19 protein-coding genes are annotated in these 19483 nt (G+C 65.9%); 10 read left to right on the top strand and 9 right to left on the bottom strand.

Going from position 1 to position 19483, the window contains the following annotated elements:
* Positions 1–188: 188 nt before the first annotated feature.
* Positions 189–575, top strand: a complete 387-nt coding sequence (locus tag Mschef_RS07775) for an MAPEG family protein (RefSeq protein WP_081127248.1) — start codon at positions 189–191, stop codon at positions 573–575.
* A complete protein-coding gene (locus tag Mschef_RS07770; protein WP_081127247.1) occupies positions 575–1243 on the top strand; it encodes a MarC family protein in 669 nt (222 codons plus the stop codon). The genes Mschef_RS07775 and Mschef_RS07770 overlap by 1 nt, the downstream gene beginning before the upstream one ends.
* Before the next feature lie 60 nt (positions 1244–1303).
* Here Mschef_RS07770 and Mschef_RS07765 read toward each other — a convergent pair whose 3' ends face one another.
* A complete protein-coding gene (locus tag Mschef_RS07765; protein WP_081127246.1) occupies positions 1304–2194 on the bottom strand; it encodes a sensor domain-containing protein in 891 nt (296 codons plus the stop codon).
* Positions 2191–2583 (bottom strand): PadR family transcriptional regulator, encoded by a 393-nt coding sequence (locus Mschef_RS07760; RefSeq protein ID WP_081129911.1) that lies wholly within the window; start codon positions 2581–2583, stop codon positions 2191–2193. Before Mschef_RS07760 ends, Mschef_RS07765 begins: the two co-directional genes overlap by 4 nt.
* A 500-nt stretch (positions 2584–3083) precedes the next feature.
* Between Mschef_RS07760 and Mschef_RS07755 the strand changes: the two genes are divergently transcribed.
* Entirely contained in the window at positions 3084–4181 is a 1098-nt protein-coding gene (locus Mschef_RS07755) for an IS110 family RNA-guided transposase (RefSeq protein WP_081126072.1), read from the top strand.
* Between the two features lie 411 nt (positions 4182–4592).
* Here the strand turns inward: Mschef_RS07755 and Mschef_RS17215 are convergent, their stop codons facing one another.
* The 5 genes from Mschef_RS17215 to Mschef_RS07735 form a co-directional block, all read right to left on the bottom strand.
* Positions 4593–4916: a hypothetical protein gene (locus Mschef_RS17215; protein WP_136256551.1), complete on the bottom strand. Its 324-nt coding sequence runs from the start codon at positions 4914–4916 to the stop codon at positions 4593–4595.
* A gap of 272 nt (positions 4917–5188) precedes the next feature.
* Positions 5189–6538: a lysozyme inhibitor LprI family protein gene (locus Mschef_RS07750; protein WP_136256550.1), complete on the bottom strand. Its 1350-nt coding sequence runs from the start codon at positions 6536–6538 to the stop codon at positions 5189–5191.
* Between the two features lie 486 nt (positions 6539–7024).
* Complete coding sequence (locus Mschef_RS07745) at positions 7025–7510, bottom strand: pilin (RefSeq protein WP_081127244.1); 486 nt, start codon at positions 7508–7510, stop codon at positions 7025–7027.
* Between the two features lie 2 nt (positions 7511–7512).
* Entirely contained in the window at positions 7513–8481 is a 969-nt protein-coding gene (locus Mschef_RS07740; protein WP_081127243.1) for a hypothetical protein, read from the bottom strand.
* 6 nt (positions 8482–8487) lie between these two features.
* On the bottom strand, positions 8488–9033 hold the full coding sequence (locus Mschef_RS07735; RefSeq protein ID WP_136256549.1) for a hypothetical protein: 546 nt from the start codon (positions 9031–9033) through the stop codon (positions 8488–8490).
* A 544-nt stretch (positions 9034–9577) separates the two neighbouring features.
* Between Mschef_RS07735 and Mschef_RS07730 the strand changes: the two genes are divergently transcribed.
* From Mschef_RS07730 to wrbA, 5 genes are all read left to right on the top strand, one after another.
* Positions 9578–10687, top strand: a complete 1110-nt coding sequence (locus Mschef_RS07730; protein WP_081127241.1) for an alkaline phosphatase family protein — start codon at positions 9578–9580, stop codon at positions 10685–10687.
* On the top strand, positions 10684–11667 hold the full coding sequence (locus Mschef_RS07725; protein ID WP_425480119.1) for a peptidylprolyl isomerase: 984 nt from the start codon (positions 10684–10686) through the stop codon (positions 11665–11667). The genes Mschef_RS07730 and Mschef_RS07725 overlap by 4 nt, the downstream gene beginning before the upstream one ends.
* A gap of 103 nt (positions 11668–11770) precedes the next feature.
* A complete protein-coding gene (locus Mschef_RS07720) occupies positions 11771–12631 on the top strand; it encodes a tetratricopeptide repeat protein (RefSeq protein ID WP_168708958.1) in 861 nt (286 codons plus the stop codon).
* Positions 12632–12999: 368 nt separating this feature from the next.
* Positions 13000–13773, top strand: coding sequence for a CPBP family intramembrane glutamic endopeptidase (locus Mschef_RS07715; RefSeq protein WP_081127238.1), 774 nt, complete (start codon positions 13000–13002; stop codon positions 13771–13773).
* A 236-nt stretch (positions 13774–14009) separates the two neighbouring features.
* Positions 14010–14612: an NAD(P)H:quinone oxidoreductase gene (gene wrbA, locus Mschef_RS07710; protein WP_081127237.1), complete on the top strand. Its 603-nt coding sequence runs from the start codon at positions 14010–14012 to the stop codon at positions 14610–14612.
* A 343-nt stretch (positions 14613–14955) separates the two neighbouring features.
* Here wrbA and Mschef_RS07705 read toward each other — a convergent pair whose 3' ends face one another.
* Positions 14956–15816: a DUF1641 domain-containing protein gene (locus Mschef_RS07705; RefSeq protein ID WP_081127236.1), complete on the bottom strand. Its 861-nt coding sequence runs from the start codon at positions 15814–15816 to the stop codon at positions 14956–14958.
* Positions 15817–15880: 64 nt separating this feature from the next.
* Positions 15881–17173, bottom strand: coding sequence for an NAD(P)/FAD-dependent oxidoreductase (locus tag Mschef_RS07700; RefSeq protein WP_081129910.1), 1293 nt, complete (start codon positions 17171–17173; stop codon positions 15881–15883).
* 178 nt (positions 17174–17351) lie between these two features.
* On the opposite strand from Mschef_RS07700, the gene Mschef_RS07695 reads away from it, so the two are divergent.
* Together Mschef_RS07695 and Mschef_RS07690 are read left to right on the top strand one after the other, a co-directional pair.
* A complete protein-coding gene (locus Mschef_RS07695) occupies positions 17352–17807 on the top strand; it encodes a cupin domain-containing protein (protein WP_081127235.1) in 456 nt (151 codons plus the stop codon).
* 132 nt (positions 17808–17939) lie between these two features.
* The gene (locus Mschef_RS07690; RefSeq protein WP_081127234.1) at positions 17940–19391 is read left to right on the top strand and encodes a hypothetical protein; all 1452 of its coding nucleotides are present in this window, start codon (positions 17940–17942) and stop codon (positions 19389–19391) included.
* Positions 19392–19483 lie beyond the last annotated feature (92 nt).

Genomic DNA, 19483 nt, shown 5'->3' with positions numbered 1-19483 from the left:
TGTCGAGATAGTGGGGGCGTGCCGAGATCCTTCGCTGCGCTCAGGATGACACCAACGAGTCCCGCGTCCCGGATTGAGACCGCGGCCGCTGCCCGCGGTTCCCGCGCACGCGGTGATGCGCGTCACGGCGGCGCGAGGCACGGCAGGCCGGCTATGCTGCGCGCACCTTGCCGCCGGATGACCACGCCATGCTGCTTCCCGCCCTGATCGCCGCGCTCACCGTGCTGCTGCTGCTGGTGTCCAGCATTCTCGTCGGTCGCGCGCGCGGCCTGTACGGGATCAAGGCACCGGCCACCACCGGGCATCCAGATTTCGAGCGCGCGTTTCGCGCACAGATGAACACCCAGGAAGCCGCGCTGATGTTCCTGCCCACGCTGGCGCTGGCGGCGTGGCTGGGGCAGCCGCTGCTGGCCAGTGTGTTCGGCGCGATCTGGCTGCTGGCGCGCGCGTGGTATCTGGCCGCCTATCTGCGCGATGCCAACAGGCGCGGGCCGGCGTTCGCGCTGGGCGCGCTGATGCAGATCGCGCTGCTGGTGCTGGTATTCGTGGCGCTGGCGCGTGCCGCGCTGATGTGATGGATCACATCGCGCACAATCTGGCCACGCTGCCGCTGGCGTTTGCCGCGCTGCTGCCGGTCATCAATCCGGTGGGTACCGCGCTGATCATCCTCGGCATGGTCGGCGAGGCACCGGCGCCGGTGTTCAAGCGCCTGGCGCTGCGCGTGACCATCATGATGATGGTCTTCATCGTGGTCACCGAGGTGCTGGGCCAGACGATCCTGCGCTTCTTCGGCATTTCGCTGCCGGTGGTGCAGGTCGGCGGCGGACTGACGCTGGCGGCGATGGGCTGGAAGATGCTCAGCTCCGGCGGCAAGGAAGCCGCGCCCACGCCCGGCGCCAGCGACGAGGAAGCGGTGCTGGAGCGCGCGTTCTACCCCTACACCTTTCCGCTGACGGTGGGCCCGGGCACCATCGTGGTCGTACTCACCCTGTCGGCGCAGGCCACGCGCCCGGGTTGGCAAGCGACGCTGCTGGCGCACGCCGGCATCCTGCTGGCCGCGGCGCTGCTGGCCGCGCTGGTGTATGTCTGCTACCGCTATGCGCCCAAGCTGGGCCGCATGCTGCCGCGCAGCGCCTTCAACGGCGTGCAGCAATTGATCTCCTTCATCCTGCTGTGCATCGGCGCGCAGATCGCCTGGGGTGGCGTGTCCGCGCTGCTGGCCAGTTTGCCGGCGCATCCGTGACACACGCGCTGGCGGGCCGACGCCGCGCGCATGCGTCGGGAGTCACGCGCCGCGGCCGCATCAATATCCCGCCGTCGTCACCAGCAGATGCTTGGCCACATGCCCGTGCATCCAGCCCACGCCGCGGGCGAGGTGCAGCATGACGAAGAACAGCAGCACGCCGCCCAGCATGGAAAACGGCAGCGTCCACAGCGGCCAGAAGTACGCCACATCGTTGACCGTCGTCGGCGCGAAACCGAACAGTTGCGCGACCGGCGCTACGACGAGCACCAGACTCAGCGTCATGCCGGTGACCACCACGGTGAAATAAATGATGCCCAGCGGCAACATCAGCAGCATGTAGAACAGCGTGCCCCAGGTGCGCGGGTCGGTGAACATGGCGCCGATGCGCCTGAGCAGCGGCAATTCGCGCACCGCCGAGGCCGGCCGCCGCGGCATGCGCACGCCCAGCATCACTTCGACCAGACGCCCCTCGACCAGCGCCAGCAGACGCGTGCTGGCGAAAAACAGAATGATGAAGGGGATGCCGATGATCAACACCGCGAGGCCCGCCGACAGGCTCAGCCCGGCCACCACCCAGGTGAAGTAGAAAATGCCGGTGGCCAGCGCCAGCAGCATGTAGAACAACGCGGTGTAGCTGCGCGCGTCGCCGATCACGCCGAAGAAGCGCGCCAGCGGTCCGCGTCCGGCGCGTGGTCGCGGCGCGCGCAGCGCGCGCTGCACCTTGACCTCGGTGTCACGGTAGATCTCGGCCACTTCCTCGGGCGCGCCATAGCTGCCGGCGACGCGCGCGAGCATGGCCGCCTCGGATTCTTCGGGATGCTCGGCCAGTTCGCTGCGCAGGTGCTCCTCGGCATCGAACAGCGCATCCTGGATCATGGCCGGATCGGCGCCCTTGAGCGCGGCGCGCAGTTGCTGCAGGTAGTCGGCGATGGTTTGTGGCGTAGTCATGCGTGCTCCCCTCCAAGAATGGTGTCGACGATGCGCCGCGTTGCACGCCAGCGCGTGGTGCATTGCGCCAGCGCCTCGCGGCCCAGCGCGGTGATCCGGTAGTAGCGGCGCGGCGGCCCGCTCGATGACGCTTGCACTTCGCTGCTCAGCAAGGTCGCCGCCTCCAGCCCGCGCAGCACCGGATACAGCGCGCCCTGCTTGCCGGCAAGCACCCCGCCGGCGTCGCGCTCCAGGCGCTTGGCGATCTGGTAGCCATACAGCGGCACGCCCTCGCCCAGCACCCCGAGCAGGGTCAGGGCGGTGATGCCGGCGGCCAGTTCCTTGTCGAACTTGCGCACGAAGGCTTGCAGATCATCGGATTGCAGCTCGCCTGCGGCGGCATCGGGCATGGGCGCGGCGGCTTGGTGTGACTCGGTGGACATGGCGATCCGGCCTGGTCTGGCTTGCTAAGTTGAAGTGCATACTACTAGCAAGTTTGGTCTAGTGGACCTGCCATAAGTCATGCGGCGGCCGTCGTCCACCGCATGGGCATGACACCAATGTTTGTGCACGTTGTACGAACATTGGTGTCAAACGGCTGCAATGAAGTCCCGAGGCCCTACCCCAGGGACCTTGAGCGACGGCCGAGAAGATGAATCTTTGCGGCGCCAGGTGGCCGTAGCCGCCTCGCCACATGTCGCCGTGTGGCCGATCCGCCTGATCATGGCTTTTGTCGCCCCGACGGTGTCTGGGCAAACTCGACCGACAGGAGTCGGCCCCTTCCGGACACACGCTGAGAGAATTTCACAGGGAGAAAGCTGCCATTGCCGAGTAAAAAGAGACTTCCCGCTTCCAACGGCCTCGAGGGCCATGATGGTTTTTACAACCGTCAGCAGAAGGGGAAGTCTCGATGAGCACTATAACCATGGGCGTGGATTTGGCGAAGAACCTGTTTTCCGTATGTGCGGTGGATGGCGCCGGACACGTGCAGCGGCGGCAGGATCTCGGGCGTGAAGCGTTTGCGCTGTGGCTGGCGCAGGTGCCGGCCGGCACCGTGGTGGCGATGGAGGCATGCAGTGGCGCGCACCATTGGGCGCGGCGCTGTTTGGAGGTCGGTCTGCAGCCGCGCTTGATGGCGGCGCAGTTCGTGACGCCGTTCCGCAAGAGCCGCACACTGAAGAACGACCGCAACGACGCCGAGGCGATTGCCACGGCGGCACGCCAGGGCAACATGCGCTTTGTGCCGGTCAAGTCGGTCGAGCAGCAGGCGCGGCTGGCATGGCATCGCGTGCGCGAGGGCTACAAGACCGAAGGGCTGGAGATCAGCAACCGCCTGCGCGGTCTGCTGGCCGAGTTTGGCATCGTGATGGCGCAGGGTGACCGGGCGTTGCGCATCGCCTTGGCGGATCTCGACGCAGCGGCATCGTTGCCTGCGGAGCTGAAGGAACTGCTGCGCGATCTCAGCGCGCACTGGGCGCAGGTGCGCGACCGCATCGCCGCGTGCGATGCGCGCATCGAAGCGCACGCCAAGGCGGATGAGCGCTGCGTGCGGCTGCGCGCGCTGATCGGCATTGGCCCGCTCACCGCCGATGCGATGGTGGCGAGCGTCGGCTCGGCCAAGGAGTTCAAGAACGGCCGGCAACTGGCCGCATGGCTCGGCCTGGTGCCGACCCAGCACTCCAGCGGCGGGCACACCCGCCTGGGCACGATCAGTTGCCGCGGCGATGCCTACCTGCGCACGCTGCTGATCCAGGGCGCGCGCAGCAGCCTGCAGCGCGCCAAGGTGACTGCACAGGATCGGGCCACGCCCGAGCAGATCTGGATCCGCCAACTGGCGTGTCGGATGCCGTTCGGCAAGCTGCTGGTGGCGATTGCGAACAAACACGCGCGGCAACTGTGGGCGATGCTGGCGCGCGAGGAAGCCTACGACGCCGAGGCGTGGCTGAAGCACCCGATGGTGCAGCGCCCGGCCGGCAAGCGCGCGGTGAGGATCGCCGGCATGGCATGACACGAACGCACATCCTTTCACGTCAGCGCGAAGTGGTCGACAACGGTCAGACCGACCCGGAGAGAACCTGACTAACCTGCCGGACGTCACCCCGTGTTTCGGCTGATCCCCGAACACCGACGATACCGAAAGACGAACGAGGTCTCCGGGTGCGGTTTATACCCTGGTCCGCGCCAGCATCAGCGGCGCAACAAGACCGTTTATGGAAATGCAGTCTGACATTCGTTGCATCACCACGCAGCACTGACACGCACGACGCAGCAAAGAGGACAACACGATGACCAGCCATGGCCCGAAAGCTCAAGGCAAGAACCTCAAGCGCGCGGCGTTGACGGGAAGTCTCTTATGGTGAGGTTAGACTCTTCGCGCGGCTACCTAACGCCTGAACTTAAGCGGCTCGCAATGCGCGCGTCATTTGATATTGGGGTATGAGTCGTACGGTAAAAATAGATTTTTTATCGTATCCGTGTAAATTCTATGGTGGCCTGTCAATGACTCCAGGGAGTCTTTTGTAATTTCTTCGACAGACAAATCACTCTTGCTTTTCTTTAGCCCTTCCTCGAACAGCAATCTGATGGTGTCGATATCCATGTGATGGCTGACTAAACATACACGACTAATACCACCAAAATCCGGGGCCTTACCATTTAGATTCATAGCATTTTTCAAGAACGCTGAAAATGCCGGGTTGTCTCTTCCCCGTTCGAGGCTAACTTCATACAAGTACTTTGCCATGATGTTTCCGTCCTAGTTATGCTTCGATAGAAAGTCCTGATTAGCGCTGATCCTCAGCCAGCCGTTCGCAGTAGGGATACGGATTGCTCCGTACCCCCTGCACAGATCCGAGCAAGCGCAATTCACGCACTCGGCTCCCACCTTGGGTGTTTGACGTCAAAATGCTGGTTCGGCCAAGGATGAAGAATGACGGCTTTGGGTCGCACTGTGCCACTCAGACCGCCTTGACGCCAGTGTGGCCGATCCTTGCAACGGGCCCAAGGCCGTGAGGATCAGGGCGAATTAGGTCGATTGAAGGGCGGCATGAGAGCCGCGAGCAGCAATTTCCCACGGTCGACATCAATGGTGCTATCGGCATGCCACCACTGAGTCCCATGGTTTCGGGTTCCCCAAAATGCGACGTCTAGGGAACTTACTGGGTGACACCCAATGTGCGATTGGGTGATGCCGCCGATCGTAAGCTTTCCTTTCAATCGTGTTGGGAACCACAACGGATACCAGCAGTATCCCCACTCTTTGCGATGCGGTGCTAGTTGTAGCAGTTGCCTGAAGCGTGCTTTTTGGGCTCCGGTTTCACCGGCAGGATTTGCGAGCGCCAACGCGTCGCGCATGTAACGCTGCGCTGTGCCCAGTGCAACGCCTTCGATTAACGTACATGCCGGCGATGTCTTGGAGCAGAAGTTCTCGCTGGATGATTTCAGACTGTAGTCGTACCGGAAGCGTATGCGCCTGGCGGGCCCCCACGTGCTCCCGCCCAGCCAACGTTGCCATTGGAAATCCGTGATGTTTGGGAATGATGTGTCATTGGTCACGTCGAGTGCGACTGGGTGACCGTGGATCAGGGCCAGGTATCCGGTAGAACCACCGTCGCGAATGCAGCCCCCCAAGAGGCCGCCAGCGGGGCCACTTACGGGAACCGTCGCGTTGCCCTGCTTTTCGAATACCACCCAGTACTGACAGTAGGCAGTACCCTCAATATAGAACGCGCCACCGAGTCCCACCGAAGGAAGATAGACGACCGTACCTGGATATGGACGGAAACGGTCCAGCGCGGCTTGCAACGCCGCATCCGGTGGTGCCGCAAGCGTAGCGATAGCCCGTTCCGGGCTCGATGCGGACTGCGCCTCCTCTGGCAGGACTACGAGGCCGGCCGCTTCCAATGCTTTGAGCGGGTCGGTTGCGCGTGCCGGCAAGGTTGCGGCAGCGTGGAGCACCCTCTGGGCTATGGGCATGCCGCGCGTGACAGCAGCGTTGTCGATGTCGTGCAAGAACGCAATGCGCAACTGGTAGAATTTTGCGAGTGTCGCTTCAAGACCGTTCGGGAGTAATGGAAATTCACGCTGGCTCGCAAGCAGCTCCCACATTTCCTGATTGCGCTCGCCGAGCCAGTTGATCTCGTCCAGCTTCAAGTCGTTTGCATGCGACGAGTCCCTCACCAGGGCGGCTGCGTAAGCCACTGAGAGTTGCGAGTCCAATGCCGAAATCTTTGGATTCGCGCAGATCGTTCGCGCAACGGGATCGTGCGTCCGACTGCAGTCGACGCCAGCCGCGGAGACTGGATACACCAGAAACGCGGCAATTGCCAACAAGCTCCAACGGACGCGTCGTTTTTGAGAACTCATGTCAGATCTCGTTAATGCGCCCAACGCGTGGAGATTATCTCTCCGACGTCCCTCACTTTTGAGCAGCACTAGGCACTGGGTGCCACCGTCCGCTCTGGGTCGGCCGGCGCCGATCCGCTTCGGCCGGACCAGTAGCACTGGTGCCTTGGGGGCCTGCCGGCGCGAGCCCCTGGCATGGCCGATCGCTGCTCCAGTGGAGTTCATAGCGCCAGGCATTCATCGATCTAATGGACACAGGACCCCGCTGGCGTTGCGATTGAGGACGTGGGTATATTTGGGTCGTGGCGACATCCCTGTGTCCGAGCAGATCTTGGACGTTCTCTCCGACGCAAATCGGAGACGAGTTTTTGCGTGCCTGCTGACCGGGGCAGCGAAATGGTGACCCCGGTTTTGGCGCCCACGCCGCCATTCGCCAAAGTCATCGGCAGGAAATTGTCCCTCACACCGTTCCGGCGTCCGCGTGACGTCCCTCGTCCCGTTTTTCGCTCACGGATTGCGGCAGCTCGAGGGCAAGTACATCAGCTTGAGGGTTGTACGGTTCTTGCCGATTGGCGCCATCCCGGAGGGTGCCTCGGCGTCGCCGCAGGCCCATGCCATCGGGCTCTGCGGGCTGCCCTTGACGACCAGCGGTCGCAGGCTCAACACCTGGCCCTGCAAGGCGATGTTGATGTCCTTGTCGCGAAACCTGACGTTGATGGCGCCGTGATCAACGTTCACCGCGCCGACGTAGATGCCAATGATGGATCCCGCCGGTGGCACGCCCGCCGCCCGGTTGTCTGCGGGGAAATGGCCGAACTGACGGTAGTATTCGACGATTTTCGGCTTCACAAACGACGCCAGTGAAAAGGCTTCCGTGGTCTGCGCGCGAATGATGTAGTTCTGATAGGCCGGAATCGCGATGGCCGCGAGGATACCGATGATGGCGACGACGATCATCAGTTCAATAAGCGTAAATCCGCGTTTGCGTGTCATCGTCAATGCACTCCAAACATGCTGGCGACCGAAAAGATCGGGATGTATAGCACCGTGACCATGATGCCGATCAGGATGTAGAACAGCACTCGCGAGAATAGGATCAACCGGTCGCGCGACAATTCGAGTTGCGCCTGGGTCGTGGACCAGTGCAGGCGACGCTGCCATTCGAGTTCCGCACCGAACGTGCCAAGGCGTTCGGCCTGTCCGAGCTTTTCTTCCAGCCGGTCCCCCGCAGCCTGGCGCGTCTCCTTTGCATGCCAACCGGCCACTTGCAAAGCTGGCTCGAGCACCAACGCATCCGCCACGCCTGCGGCCTTGAGCGCAGCTGCAAATTCAAGACACCTGAGGGTCTGAAACGCGGCTTCGCTCCGGCCATGTAGCCATCCGAAGCGAGACTGGCTGGCGAGCGGTTCGAGCCTCGCGATGCGCTGCCGCATGCGAAACCACCGTGTTGTGAGGAAGGCGAACGCGAACGCCATCACTACCAGTGGTGCAAACAAGCGGAACGCGCCTTTGGCCCTGATCCAGCCCGCAGCGCCGCCGCGCACGCCCATCGCTTGGTCGAGGTGGCTGAAGGCCGGCAGCACAAAGATCGCGTAGATGATCGCGATCACCACGGCCAACCCCAGCAGGAACAGGATGTAGAGCAGGAATGTTCGGACCGGCCGCCACCAGTCGAGCGCGAACAGCCTGGCCTCTGCGAGCGAGTGGATGAGCGCGGCTTGCGCGTCGGCCGCGCTTCCCCCCAAACGGCTCGCGGCATCGACCAGTCGATGGGCAACGCCTGCATCGGCCGGGCGCGTCGCGCCGGCGTCCGCGCCGTTGCTGTCGAGAAGCTCCACGGCCGCCGCGCCAAGAACCTCGCGCAACCGCGCCCGCGCCGATTCCTCGTTCAGGCCATTGGCGACGAGGTTCGCGTACTGGCGCGTGACGAAATCCCGTGGGTCATCGAGCTTCAATGCATCCATTCGTGGTCACCGGCAAAAGGGTGGGAGATATTTTTTGGGAAGTGTGGTGCGGTTCGCGGTGGTGGTCTCGATCGCTCCGGCGACCGGCTTCGCGTAGCCACACAGGAACGAAATGCTTGGTGCGTCCTTCGATCCGAGCAGCTCGGGCCGGAACGACAGGAACCCGTGGATGCTGCTTGGCAAGCGGGCGCCACGACCGGTCAGGACCCCTAGTGCCGGGCCAAGCCTCAGTTCTGCGGTGATGACTCCGCCTTCGCCCAGTGCCAGATGCTCGACATAATTGCCGTTGCTATCGGCGGCGACGATGTCGCGGTTTCGCGACGACGGCCATCGACCGTGCACCGCGTGGTAGATGACTGCGTTGATTTGCGGGCCGCTGGCGACGGAGACTGCATCGAGAGTCTGCGTCATCTGGGCCAGCTGGATGCCGAACCACACGGCGATCACCATCGCGACCGCGATGACCATGCCCGCAAAGCCCTGTTCCAGAGCGTCAGGCCCGCGCACCTCGCGGGTGCGTCCGATGGTTATCTGATGCTTCACTCCCCCCATTGCGCGATCCTAACATCTCCTCAGGAGACTTCCGATTAACCCCACGCGTTGGTTAGTCGGCGATTTGAGCTTTCATGCTGTTGCTGCCGATTTAATAATCGGTCAGGGATGAAAGCCGTGGACAAAGCACTGCGAGGCTGGAGCCAAGCCAACCGACTGCAGCTCAAGCGCCAGCAGCGCCAAGCGCCGAACCCTCACGGCAATGTCTGCTCTCTTCCCATGAAATTCGCTCAGCGACTGTCCGGAAGGGGTCGCACTGTGTCACTCGGCCCATGCAGTTGCAACGTCTCCTTCGGGCCGGAAGCTGGCTTCGGTCACAGTGCTCGCCGTCAGTGAGCAATCGGGGCTGATCCTCGAGTCGCCCCCTGACCACCAAGTCCCGACTCACACGCTACTTCTTCATTCCGCTCCAGGAACACTTTCTGTTCTGCACGCCAGCGCCACGCCAATGCGTATGGCGTATGGCGTATGGAATCTTTGCCGCGCCTGCCTGTCACATAGCAAAGCCAGAATCGCACCCTGTCCTTCCGCCTCGGGAACATCCATGAAGACTCGCCGCTTGTCCTTTGCCGCGCTCGCCGCGCTGCTGATTTCCTCGTGCGCCGCGCTGCTGCCGGTCGTCGCGCAAGCAAGGGCCGCGGCCCCGGTGCGCCATGTGTTCGTGATCGTGCTGGAGAACGAACCGTATCAAGTGGCGTTCGGCGCGCAGTCGCTGGCGCCCTATCTGGCGCACACCTTGCCCGCCGAGGGCGCCCTGTTGACGCACTACTACGCCACCGGCCACGACAGTCTGGACAATTACATCGCCCTGGTCAGCGGCCAGGCGCCCAATCCCGACACGCAACACGATTGCCACAAGTACGTGCCAGTGCTGCCGGGCACGCAGGGTCCGCACGGCCAGGCGCTGGGTACCGGTTGCGTGTATCCGGCGTGGGTGCCATCGCTGCCCGATCAACTCGAAGCCGCACACCTCACCTGGAAGGGTTATTTCCAGGACATGGGCAAGGATCCGGCGCGCGAGGCTGCCACCTGCGGGCACGTGCCGCTGGGCGCCAAGGACTGGACCGAGCTGGCCACCGCCAAGGACCAGTACGCCGCCAAGCACAATCCGTTCGTGTATTTCGCGCGCATCGTCGACAACCCGGCGCGCTGCGACGCGCACGTGGTCAATCTCGATCGGCTGCAACACGATCTGGCCAGCATCGCCACCACGCCCAACTACAACTTCATCATCCCCGACCTGTGCGACGACGGCCACGATGCGCCCTGCGCCAACGGCCAGCCGGGTGGCCTGATCTCGGCCAACGCCTGGTTGCGGAAGTGGGTGCCGATCATCACCGCCGCGCCCGCATTCAAGAAGAATGGCCTGCTGCTGATCACCTTCGATGAAGGCACCACCGGCAAATCGTGCTGCGGCGAGCAGCCCCAGCCCGGCGGCCCGCAACCCGGCAAGTTCGGTCCCGGCGGCGGCCGCATCGGCGCGGTGGCGATCTCGCCCTTCATCAAGCCGGGCACGGTCTCCAACGTGCCGTACAACCACTACGGATTCCTGCGCACGGTCGAGGATTTCTTCGGTCTGTCGCACCTGGGCTACGCCGCGGGCGCGCAGGTGAAACCCTTCGGCCGCGACGTATTCACCGCCGCGCCACGCTGAATGCCGTGCGCGGCGGATGGGCTACGCTGCGCCACCCGCACGCCTCCGGAGCCCGCGCCATGCACCGCAGCCTGTTCTTGCTGATCGCGTTGTCGATGACCCTGACCGCGCCGACCTGCGCGCAGGCAGCGCCCGCCCCGCGCGGCATGGCGCGGATCCTGGCGGATGCGCCGGCCTCGGCATGGCGCAACTTGAACCCGGCGCGCCTGCTGGTGATGCGGTTGCCGCAGGGCCGCGTGGTGATCGAGCTGGCGCCGCGGTTCGCGCCGGCGCACGTGGCCAACATCGAGATGCTGGCGCGCGCGCACTACTGGGATGGCCTGGCCATCACCCGCGTGCAGGACGATTTCGTCACGCAGTGGGGCGATCCCGACGCCGGCACGCCACGGCAGCGCGCGCTGCCTGCCGGCCTGCCGCGCGCGCTGCCGGCCGAATACGAGCGTAGCGCCCGCGGGCTCGACTTCACGCGCCTGCCCGATGGCGACGTGTACGCGCCCGAGGTCGGGTTCGTGGACGGCTTCCCGGTAGGCGAGAACCCGCGCACACAGCACGCCTGGCTGCTGCACTGTTACGGCATGGTCGGCGTGGGCCGCGACAATCCGCCGGATACCGGCAACGGTGCCGAGCTCTACGCGGTGATCGGCCAGGCGCCGCGCCAGCTCGATCGCAACATCGCCCTGGTCGGGCGCGTGGTGCAGGGCATGGACCTGCTTGCGGAACTGCCGCGCGGGCATGGGCCACTGGGTTTTTATCGCGATGCCGCGCAGCGCACGCGCATCCTCAGCGTGCGCCTCGCCAGTACCCTGCCCGCTGCCGAACGCCCGCGGCTGCAGGCCTTGCGCACCGCCACGCCCAGCTTCGCCGCGCTGGTCGCGGCGCGGCGCGATCGCAGCAATCCATGGTTCGTGCGCCAGGCTGGCAGGATCGATGTATGCAACGTGCCGCTGCCGGTGCGGAAACTGCCAGCAGCCACGCCCTGAGCCGCACCTGTACCTTGCCCGTCCGCGCACGCAACGCCGCGGAGTCTTTGTTGTCGGCCGCTGTCCGAGTAGGCTGCACAGCCACCCCGGACCACCACACCGCATGCGCCCTTTCCCCTGCCGCACGCCGCTGCCGCGCTGCGCGCCGGTCATCGCCGCGCTGTTATTGGCGCCTTTGACCGCGCCAGCGGCAGCGCCGCGCTGCACCGCGCCCGACAGCGTCTATGCATCGACCTACGCGCGTCCCGCCGCCAAACCCGCGCAGCAACACAACAGCGCCGACGACCTGCTGTCGCTCACCGGTATCGGCAGCGGCGTGACCCATTTGCTGGGCGACGGCTCGCGCTGGGTCGGTCTGAACTGGCTGACGCTGCGCGCCAATCGCGGCAACCCGGCTGCGCAGTACGAGATGGGCGTGCGCCGCGCGCTGGGTATTGGTTTCGGCCAGAACGAAACCCGCGCCGCGCAATGGTTCAAGCTCGCCGCCGCGCAAGGCGATGTGCGTGCCGGCAACGATCTCGGCGTGTTGTATGCCGAAGGCCGCGGCGTGCCGCAGAGTTACGGCAACGCCGAGCACTGGTTCGCGCGCGCCGCGCGGAAAAACTTCGCGGCCGCGCAGTTCAATCTGGGTGTGATGTTCGCGCGCGGACGCGGTGTGCCGCTGGCGCCCAGCCTGGCCGCGGTATGGTTCAGGCGCGCCGCCGAGCAGGGCTTCGTGCCGGCGCAACTGGCGCTGGGCGATCTGCTCGATCAGGGCGCGCCGGGTCTGCGCCCCGACCTGCCCACGGCATATTTCTGGCAGGTTCTGGCCAGGGCCGCGCTGCCCGCGCACGACCCGCGCGCGGCGTGTCTGCTGCCGGTGATGCAGGCGCTGGAATCACGCCTGAGCAGCGGCGAGATCGAGTATGCACAGCGCGCCGCGCAGTCCTGGTGGCGCTACCACCTCGATGCGTACAAGCCTTGACGCCCGCATGATCCAGGCCCACGTGAACTCGACCCGTCCGGTACGCCCCGGTGCCGCACGACTGCAATCGGTGTGCATCCCCGCGCCGCCGCCTCGTCATCCCCGTGCAGGAACGTCATCCCCGAGTGGTTGTGTCGGGGACGGGGATCCATTGGCTTCAGCAAGTGCCGCGTGGCCCGCGCTGCCGTCACGCGATCACGGCCTGCGCCGCCGACTGGCATTGCGCGGAAACGATGACCCGATCACGTTCGAGAGCGGGGCGCGATCTTGCATGAAGCCGCAGGACACGCTCCCGTGATGCCGTGTCGAATTCATCCGCGGGCACGCGCGGCGCAGGTTTCCCCGCCACCCCGATCCGCTCACGGTCGATGAGTACGCCCGCGATCCCCCGCGCAGCGGACAGCGCGCGAAATCCCGCCACCGCACGCCTCGGCCCGTGGCGCGCGCTGGGCCTGGTCGCGCTGTATTTCGCCCTGCAGATCGCGGCCGCGCTGCTATGGATGCTCGGTGCGCACGTTGCGGCATATGTCGAGCAGCGCCCCGCTGCCGACCTCCTTGCCGCGCACGGCAGCCTGATGCTCAGCACCGTGCTGCTGTTCGCGACACTGCCCACCCTGCTGCTGCTGCGCCTGCACTGGCCGGCGCGCTGGTCTGCCGCTGCCCTGCCCGGCTTCGGTCTGCGCTGGCCGGGCCTGCGCTGGATTCTCGGCGGCCTGCTGCTGGCCGCGCTGCTGCTGCCGCTAGTGCTGGGCCTCAACGCGGCGCTGTTTCCCAGACAGGGCGTGACGCAATCGGTGCTGGTGATTTTCGATCACGCACGACTGTGGATGCGCGTGTTGCTGACGCTGATGATCGTGCTGCTGGCGCCGTTCGTCGAGGAACTGCTGTTTCGCGGCGTGCTGCTGGCCGGCCTCAGCGAGCGCCTGCCCTTGCGCTGGGCAGTGGCGCTGAGCGTGCTGCTGTTCGCCATCGCGCACCTGCCCGATACCGGCGGCCACTGGCAGGTGCTGCCCGGCCTGATCGCGCTGGCGCTGGGGCTCACCTGGCTGCGTGTGCGCTCCGGCTCGCTGCTGCCCGGCTACGCCGCGCATGCGCTGTACAACGCCAGCGTGCTGGCGCTGGCGCTGTGGCCACTGTTGTAAAAACGTTCCAGGTTCATTCGCGTGGTCGAACATGACCCGGTTCGAGACACATCCGCGACTTCACGACCGACCATGCAGCGACCGCAGAGTGGCGTGAAGCTCGCGATGGACGAAATGATTCAATGATTCCCTGCGTTCCCTTGCCGCGCGGCAGCGCAGTGTTTCCTGGATCGATACCACCGTCGCCGGCGCTGGCGCCAAGCTGGGCGCTCCCTATCACGCGGAGCGAACGGAATATGGCCAAGATACTTGTTCTGTACTACAGCACGTGGGGTCACGTGGAGCAGATGGCCGAGGCGGTGGCGCGCGGCGCGCGCGCGGTGGCCGGCGCGCAGGTGACCATCAAGCGCGTGCCCGAAACCATGCCGGCGGCAACCGCTGCCGCCATCCATGCCAAGACCGACCAAGCCGCAGCCATCGCCAGACCCGAAGAGCTGGCCGACTATGACGCCATCGTGTTCGGCACGCCCACGCGCTTCGGCAACATGTGCGGGCAGATGCGCAACTTTCTCGACCAGACCGGCACGCTGTGGCAGCAAGGCCAACTGGTGGGCAAGATCGGCAGCGTGTTCGTCAGCACCGCCACCCAGCATGGCGGCCAGGAAACCACCATCACCTCGTTCCACAGCACCTTGCTGCATCAAGGCATGATCGTGGTCGGCGTTCCGTATGCCTGCCAAGGCCTGTTGAACATGGACGAGATCAGCGGTGGTTCACCCTACGGCGCCAGTACGCTGAGCAAGGGCGATGGCAGCCGCATGCCCAGCAAAAACGAGCTGGCCATCGCCGAATATCAGGGCCGGCACGTGTCCGAACTCGCCCGGCGCCTGTCCGGCTGAGAGGCTGTGAATTTTTCAGCCCCTCAGCCCGGCCATGGATGGCCGGACGCGAAGCGGTCACGCACGTGGCTGCTTCGCGCAGGCGCGTACGGACCTGTGCCGGACGCGCCGATGAAAAATTCCGCACGACGCGGAATTTTTCATCGGCTCTGAGTGCAGCGGACCTCCCCGCCTTGACCATGCGGACGGCGTCGACACCGCGCCGCGACACGTCGGGGATTGCGCCCATGCACGGGCAGTCAAGGGGGCCACGTCCCCACGATGTCCAGCGAAAGCATGCGCACCGCATCGCGTGCGGCCAGCCCGCGCAATGCCGCCTGCGCGCCGCACCAGGCAGCGCACGCTATCCCGGCGTCTTCGCCTTGGCGCCCGCGCCCTGCAGGGCGGCCGGCAGGCGCGTGATGATTTCCATGCCCTGCTGCACCTCGGGATCACGCAGCAGTTTGAACAGACCGCCGAGACCGCCCTTGGCCGTGGGCGCGCTGCGCGCGGCCTGATCGAGCGCGCGCAGCAGGTTCAGCAGCAAGCCGACCACCTCGATCATGCCGCCCTTGCCATCGCTGCCGACCTGCACGAAGTCGCTGGCCAGCGCGTCGAGGTTGACGCTCTTGAGCAGTGCATCGAGCTGGTCGCTGGCATCGCGCAGGCGTCGCAGCGTGCCGTTGCGGCGCAGGACGGCGAGTGTCTCCAGCGCTTCGCGCAGGCTGATGTCGGCTTCGGTGTCGGCCCACAGCTGGCCCAGCTCGACGCCGAGCTCGACCAGCTTGCCGGCCAGATGCTGGTCGACGAAGGTGCTGATCGCCTCGAGCTGCGTGAACAACCGGTCGGCGGTCTGTGCATGCTGTTGCAGGCGCTGCCAGGGAACACTCCGGGCGGCCTCCACCCACTGTCCGAGCAGTGGCGTCAGGGTCTCGAGCGATGCGGCCACGAACGCCGCGTTATCGCGCACCGCATCAAGCAGACCGGCGCGGTGCAGCGCGTCCAGCGCGCCCAGCGTCGACTCGGCCAGCGCGGGCAGGTCGTAGCGCGCGTACCAGTCGCCGCCGCGCACCAACGCCTCGCCCAGCGCGCCCTGCGCGCCGGCGGGCGCCGCGGTCAGGCCATGAACCAGATCGCCCAGCCGCGCCAAGCCGGCCAGTTGTTGCGCGGTCAATTCCACGCGCGCGGCACCTCCAACACCGGCGCCGCTGATCACATCAGCCATCGCACACCTCCTGTACGGATCGGGACGCTGCGCGCCGCGTCGGTTGCGCGGCACACAATGGATTTCACGCCGCCGGCTGCAGGCGTTCGCCCAGCAGCTGCGAGAAATCCAGCCCCCAGTCGGGCATCTTGCCCTTGTTGCGGAAGAACAGGTTTTTGTATTGCATCTTCAGCAGATAGTGCACGTGACCCATGCGCAGCACCTGCTCGGGACCACCATACCAGCTGTTGGAGCGGATGTAGAACGCCTGGTTGTCGCCCATGTCGCCGATGCAATACACCACCGGCTGCAGTTTCTGATCGGCGCTGGCGGCGTCCATGCGACCGACGTCCTTGGCGATCTGCCGCGCGACGATGGTGCACTGCTGGTGGCCGATGGCGCCCAGCTTGGGCACGGTCACCGCGGCGCAGTCGCCGGCCGCGAACACGTTGGGATATTTCGGATTGCGCATCAGCAGATCGGTGATGACGAAACCCTCGGAGTCGCTGATCGGCAGGCCGCGCAGGAAATCGTGCGCGCGCCAGTCGGGGAACACGATCATCAGCTCGGCCGGCAGGCTCTTGCCGTTGGCGAACTCGATGCCGTCCTTGCTCAGCCGCGTGATGTCCTTGGTGTTGTTGAGGTAGTTGAAGCCCATGCCGCCGGCGATACCCAGCAACTGGCCGACGACCTTGTCGCCGGCGTCCTCGGCGATCATCTCGGCCGGCGTGGTCACGGTGATCTTGCTGGGCGCGCCCATGCCGTGCGTCTTCAGCCAGGTGGCCATCGACAGCATGGTTTCCACCGGCGGGCCCTCGCAGGCCGCCATCGCGTCGGGGATGCTGCCGCCAGGCCACGGCTGCAAGCCCTTGGCGCCATCGCCCTGATGGAAGCGCGCCGAGCCGATCACCACCGGGCCGCCCTTGTAATCGTTGGCGAGGAACCGGCGCAGCTTGTTGCCGTAGTGCAGGTCGGTGAGGCTGTGGCCATGCTCGGCGAAGCCCTCCATGCGGTCGAACGCGAGGCGATTGCCCAGCGCCACCACCAGATAGTCGTAGGTCATCGACTCCGGCGCCGCGCCGGCGCGCTCGCTGGGCACGTAATCCACGCGCCGCGCCTCGACGTCGATGGCCTTCACCTCGCCCTGCACGAATTCGATGCGGTCCGCATCCAGCGCGCCGGGGATGTCCATGCGCAGGCTCTTCGATGGATCGCGCCCCTCGAACACCTCGGCCGGGATGTTCGGCACGAACAGCAGATAGTTCTTGCGATCCAGCACGGTGATGTCCACCGCCTCGCCGCAAAAGCGGCGGATCTCCTGCGCACTGCCCAGCCCGGCGAAGTTGCCGCCCAGCACCAGTACCCGCGGTTTGGCCATGACGTACTCCTTCATCAGTGAGTGCTCATGGAAGTGTGCGCGCGTTCGTGCAACATGGATGTTCACGCTGCCTTACGAATCCGCAATGCGCGGTGGATAAGTCTTGACGCGGCGCGTAGCTTTTGCATCGCGGCGCGCGGACCATCCTCGACCACCCCCACCCATGCGGAGCAGCGCCATGAGCACGATCGACATCGAACACGCGCCCACGCGCTTCGGCACGGGCTATCCAGCGCCTTACGACCAGCCCTGCCGCGCACGCCGGCGCTGGCAGCTGGGCGATGCCGCCGGCCTGACCCAGTTCGGCGTCAACCTGCTGCGCCTGCCCGCGGGCAGCTGGTCCAGCCAGCGCCACTGGCACGAAACCGAGGACGAATTCATCTACGTGCTGCAAGGCGAGGTGGTGCTGGTGACCGACGCCGGCGAGGAGGTACTGCGCGCCGGCGACTGCGCCGGCTTCGCCGCCGGCGTGGCCGATGCGCACCATCTGCAGAATCGCGGCCCACAGGAAGCAGTAATCCTCGAGGTCGGCACACGCAACCCGGCTGGCGATGCCGCGCACTATCCCGACATCGATCTCGATCTGCCCGGTGGCGGTGGCGGCTACACGCACCGCGACGGGCGCACGTATTGAGGAACCGGAACGGGGGTTGGGATGGCGCGCGAAAGAGCTGCGCGTCCATTGCGCTGAAGAGCGCAGAAATCGCACCCTGCTCGTTCCGGGTCCGCACTTGCGCGGCCGCGCGCGGCGCGCTGAACTGCGCGCATGGGCGCGCGCATGCACATGCTGTGGCCGTTCTCCGGGCGCTGCGTGCGACGTTCGCTGCAGGCAGCGCGCGTGGCCGCGATTGGCTTGTGCGCCGCATGGATCCTCGGCGCCTGCGCCACGCAACCCGCCGCGTGGCAGCCCAGCCCGGCGCAATGGCAGGCCGAGCAGATCGCGGCCATGAACCGCGCGCAGGCGATCATGGACCGCGCGCAGCGTCAGCGCGGTCTGCTGGCCCAGTACGCGGTGATGCGCCACGCCTACTTCGCACATCACGGCCGCGCCTTCCATGTGATCTTCGGTCAGTACCTGAGCTGGTACCAGACCTTTCTCGGCAATTACATCGGCGCCGAGCGCAGCTTCTCCTATGCCGAACTGCCCGCGTCGCACGATGCTCCCTCGCCGCTGGCCAGCGCGCGCTGGCATGCCGTGCCGGCACTGGATGCCATCGCCGCGCTGGCGCGCACGCGCCGCGCGGTGTTCTTCAACGAAAACCACAGCGCGCCGATCACGCGCACGCTCACCGTGGCGCTGCTGGCGCGATTGCGCGCCGAGGGCTACGACACCTTCGCCGCGGAAACGCTGTACCACAGCGACAGCGCGGCGCTGATGCGGCGCGGCTATGCGACCGCCGCCAGCGGGTTCTACACCGAGGAGCCGATCGAGGCGGAGATGGTGCGCACGGCGCTGCAACTGGGCTACCGCGTGATCGCCTACGAGGCTGCCACCAGTGCGCATCGCCACGCGCGCGAGCGCGAGGAGGCCGCAAATCTTTATCGGCGCGCATTTGCCGGCCATCCCGATGCGCGACTGGTGGTCGATGCCGGCTTCGCCCACATCAAGAAGCGCGGCGTGTACCTGGGCGGTCATTCGATGGCCGAGGATTTCATGCGCATTTCCGGCATCGATCCGCTGGCGGTCGAGCAGACCATGCTGTTCGGCCACTTGCGTGCGGCGGACAACCAGCCGATCTGGAGCGCGGTGATGCGCGCGCTGCACCCGACCCAGCCGATCGTGTTCGAGACGCGCCACGGCAAGCCATGGTCGCTGCGCCCGGGTGCTTATGACGTCAGCGTGTTCTTTCCGCCGCAGTTGCTGCAGCGCGGGCGCCCGACCTGGCTGGGCCTGTGGGGCCTGCGCGATCCCTATCAGGTCGAGGACAGCCTGTGCATGCAGCGCTTTCCGTGCCTGATCGAGGCGCGTCCGGTCGGCGAGGGCCACGACGCGATCCCGTCCGATCGCCTGGTGCTGCGCTGCGCGGAGGAAATCCGCCAGCTCTGGCTGCGCCCAGGGCGCTACCGTCTGAGCGCGCGCGACCGCAGCGATCGATTGCTGGGGCAAGCGCGGATCGAGGTCAGGCCACAGCCCGCGCCACGCGGCGGCACGCCGCCGCGCGCGCAGCGCAGCAGCCATTGCACGCTGCCGGGGTGGCACATCCTCAAGGGTCGATGAGGCGAACCAGGAGCGCGCGTCACGCCCGCGCGTAACCTGCGCCGCAAGGGTGCGGAGCGGACGCGCGGATACATCGCCGCACAGGTGCCGAA

Origin of the sequence: Metallibacterium scheffleri (assembly GCF_002077135.1) — a bacterium.
In the GTDB taxonomy this organism is placed as follows: Bacteria; Pseudomonadota; Gammaproteobacteria; order Xanthomonadales; family Rhodanobacteraceae; genus Metallibacterium; species Metallibacterium scheffleri.
This window is presented reverse-complemented; position numbering and strand designations above follow the sequence as displayed.

Excerpts from the sequence above, each read along its gene's own strand:
- Mschef_RS07775 (WP_081127248.1), top strand. The coding sequence starts at position 189 with ATGCTGCTTCCCGCCCTGATCGCCGCGCTCACCGTGCTGCTGCTGCTG.
- Mschef_RS07770 (WP_081127247.1), top strand. The coding sequence starts at position 575 with ATGGATCACATCGCGCACAATCTGGCCACGCTGCCGCTGGCGTTTGCC.
- Mschef_RS07765 (WP_081127246.1), bottom strand. The coding sequence starts at position 2,194 with ATGACTACGCCACAAACCATCGCCGACTACCTGCAGCAACTGCGCGCC.
- Mschef_RS07760 (WP_081129911.1), bottom strand. The coding sequence starts at position 2,583 with ATGCCCGATGCCGCCGCAGGCGAGCTGCAATCCGATGATCTGCAAGCC.
- Mschef_RS07755 (WP_081126072.1), top strand. The coding sequence starts at position 3,084 with ATGAGCACTATAACCATGGGCGTGGATTTGGCGAAGAACCTGTTTTCC.
- Mschef_RS17215 (WP_136256551.1), bottom strand. The coding sequence starts at position 4,916 with ATGGCAAAGTACTTGTATGAAGTTAGCCTCGAACGGGGAAGAGACAAC.
- Mschef_RS07750 (WP_136256550.1), bottom strand. The coding sequence starts at position 6,538 with ATGAGTTCTCAAAAACGACGCGTCCGTTGGAGCTTGTTGGCAATTGCC.
- Mschef_RS07745 (WP_081127244.1), bottom strand. The coding sequence starts at position 7,510 with ATGACACGCAAACGCGGATTTACGCTTATTGAACTGATGATCGTCGTC.
- Mschef_RS07740 (WP_081127243.1), bottom strand. The coding sequence starts at position 8,481 with ATGGATGCATTGAAGCTCGATGACCCACGGGATTTCGTCACGCGCCAG.
- Mschef_RS07735 (WP_136256549.1), bottom strand. The coding sequence starts at position 9,033 with ATGGGGGGAGTGAAGCATCAGATAACCATCGGACGCACCCGCGAGGTG.
- Mschef_RS07730 (WP_081127241.1), top strand. The coding sequence starts at position 9,578 with ATGAAGACTCGCCGCTTGTCCTTTGCCGCGCTCGCCGCGCTGCTGATT.
- Mschef_RS07720 (WP_168708958.1), top strand. The coding sequence starts at position 11,771 with ATGCGCCCTTTCCCCTGCCGCACGCCGCTGCCGCGCTGCGCGCCGGTC.
- Mschef_RS07715 (WP_081127238.1), top strand. The coding sequence starts at position 13,000 with ATGAGTACGCCCGCGATCCCCCGCGCAGCGGACAGCGCGCGAAATCCC.
- wrbA (WP_081127237.1), top strand. The coding sequence starts at position 14,010 with ATGGCCAAGATACTTGTTCTGTACTACAGCACGTGGGGTCACGTGGAG.
- Mschef_RS07705 (WP_081127236.1), bottom strand. The coding sequence starts at position 15,816 with ATGGCTGATGTGATCAGCGGCGCCGGTGTTGGAGGTGCCGCGCGCGTG.
- Mschef_RS07700 (WP_081129910.1), bottom strand. The coding sequence starts at position 17,173 with ATGGCCAAACCGCGGGTACTGGTGCTGGGCGGCAACTTCGCCGGGCTG.
- Mschef_RS07695 (WP_081127235.1), top strand. The coding sequence starts at position 17,352 with ATGAGCACGATCGACATCGAACACGCGCCCACGCGCTTCGGCACGGGC.
- Mschef_RS07690 (WP_081127234.1), top strand. The coding sequence starts at position 17,940 with ATGGGCGCGCGCATGCACATGCTGTGGCCGTTCTCCGGGCGCTGCGTG.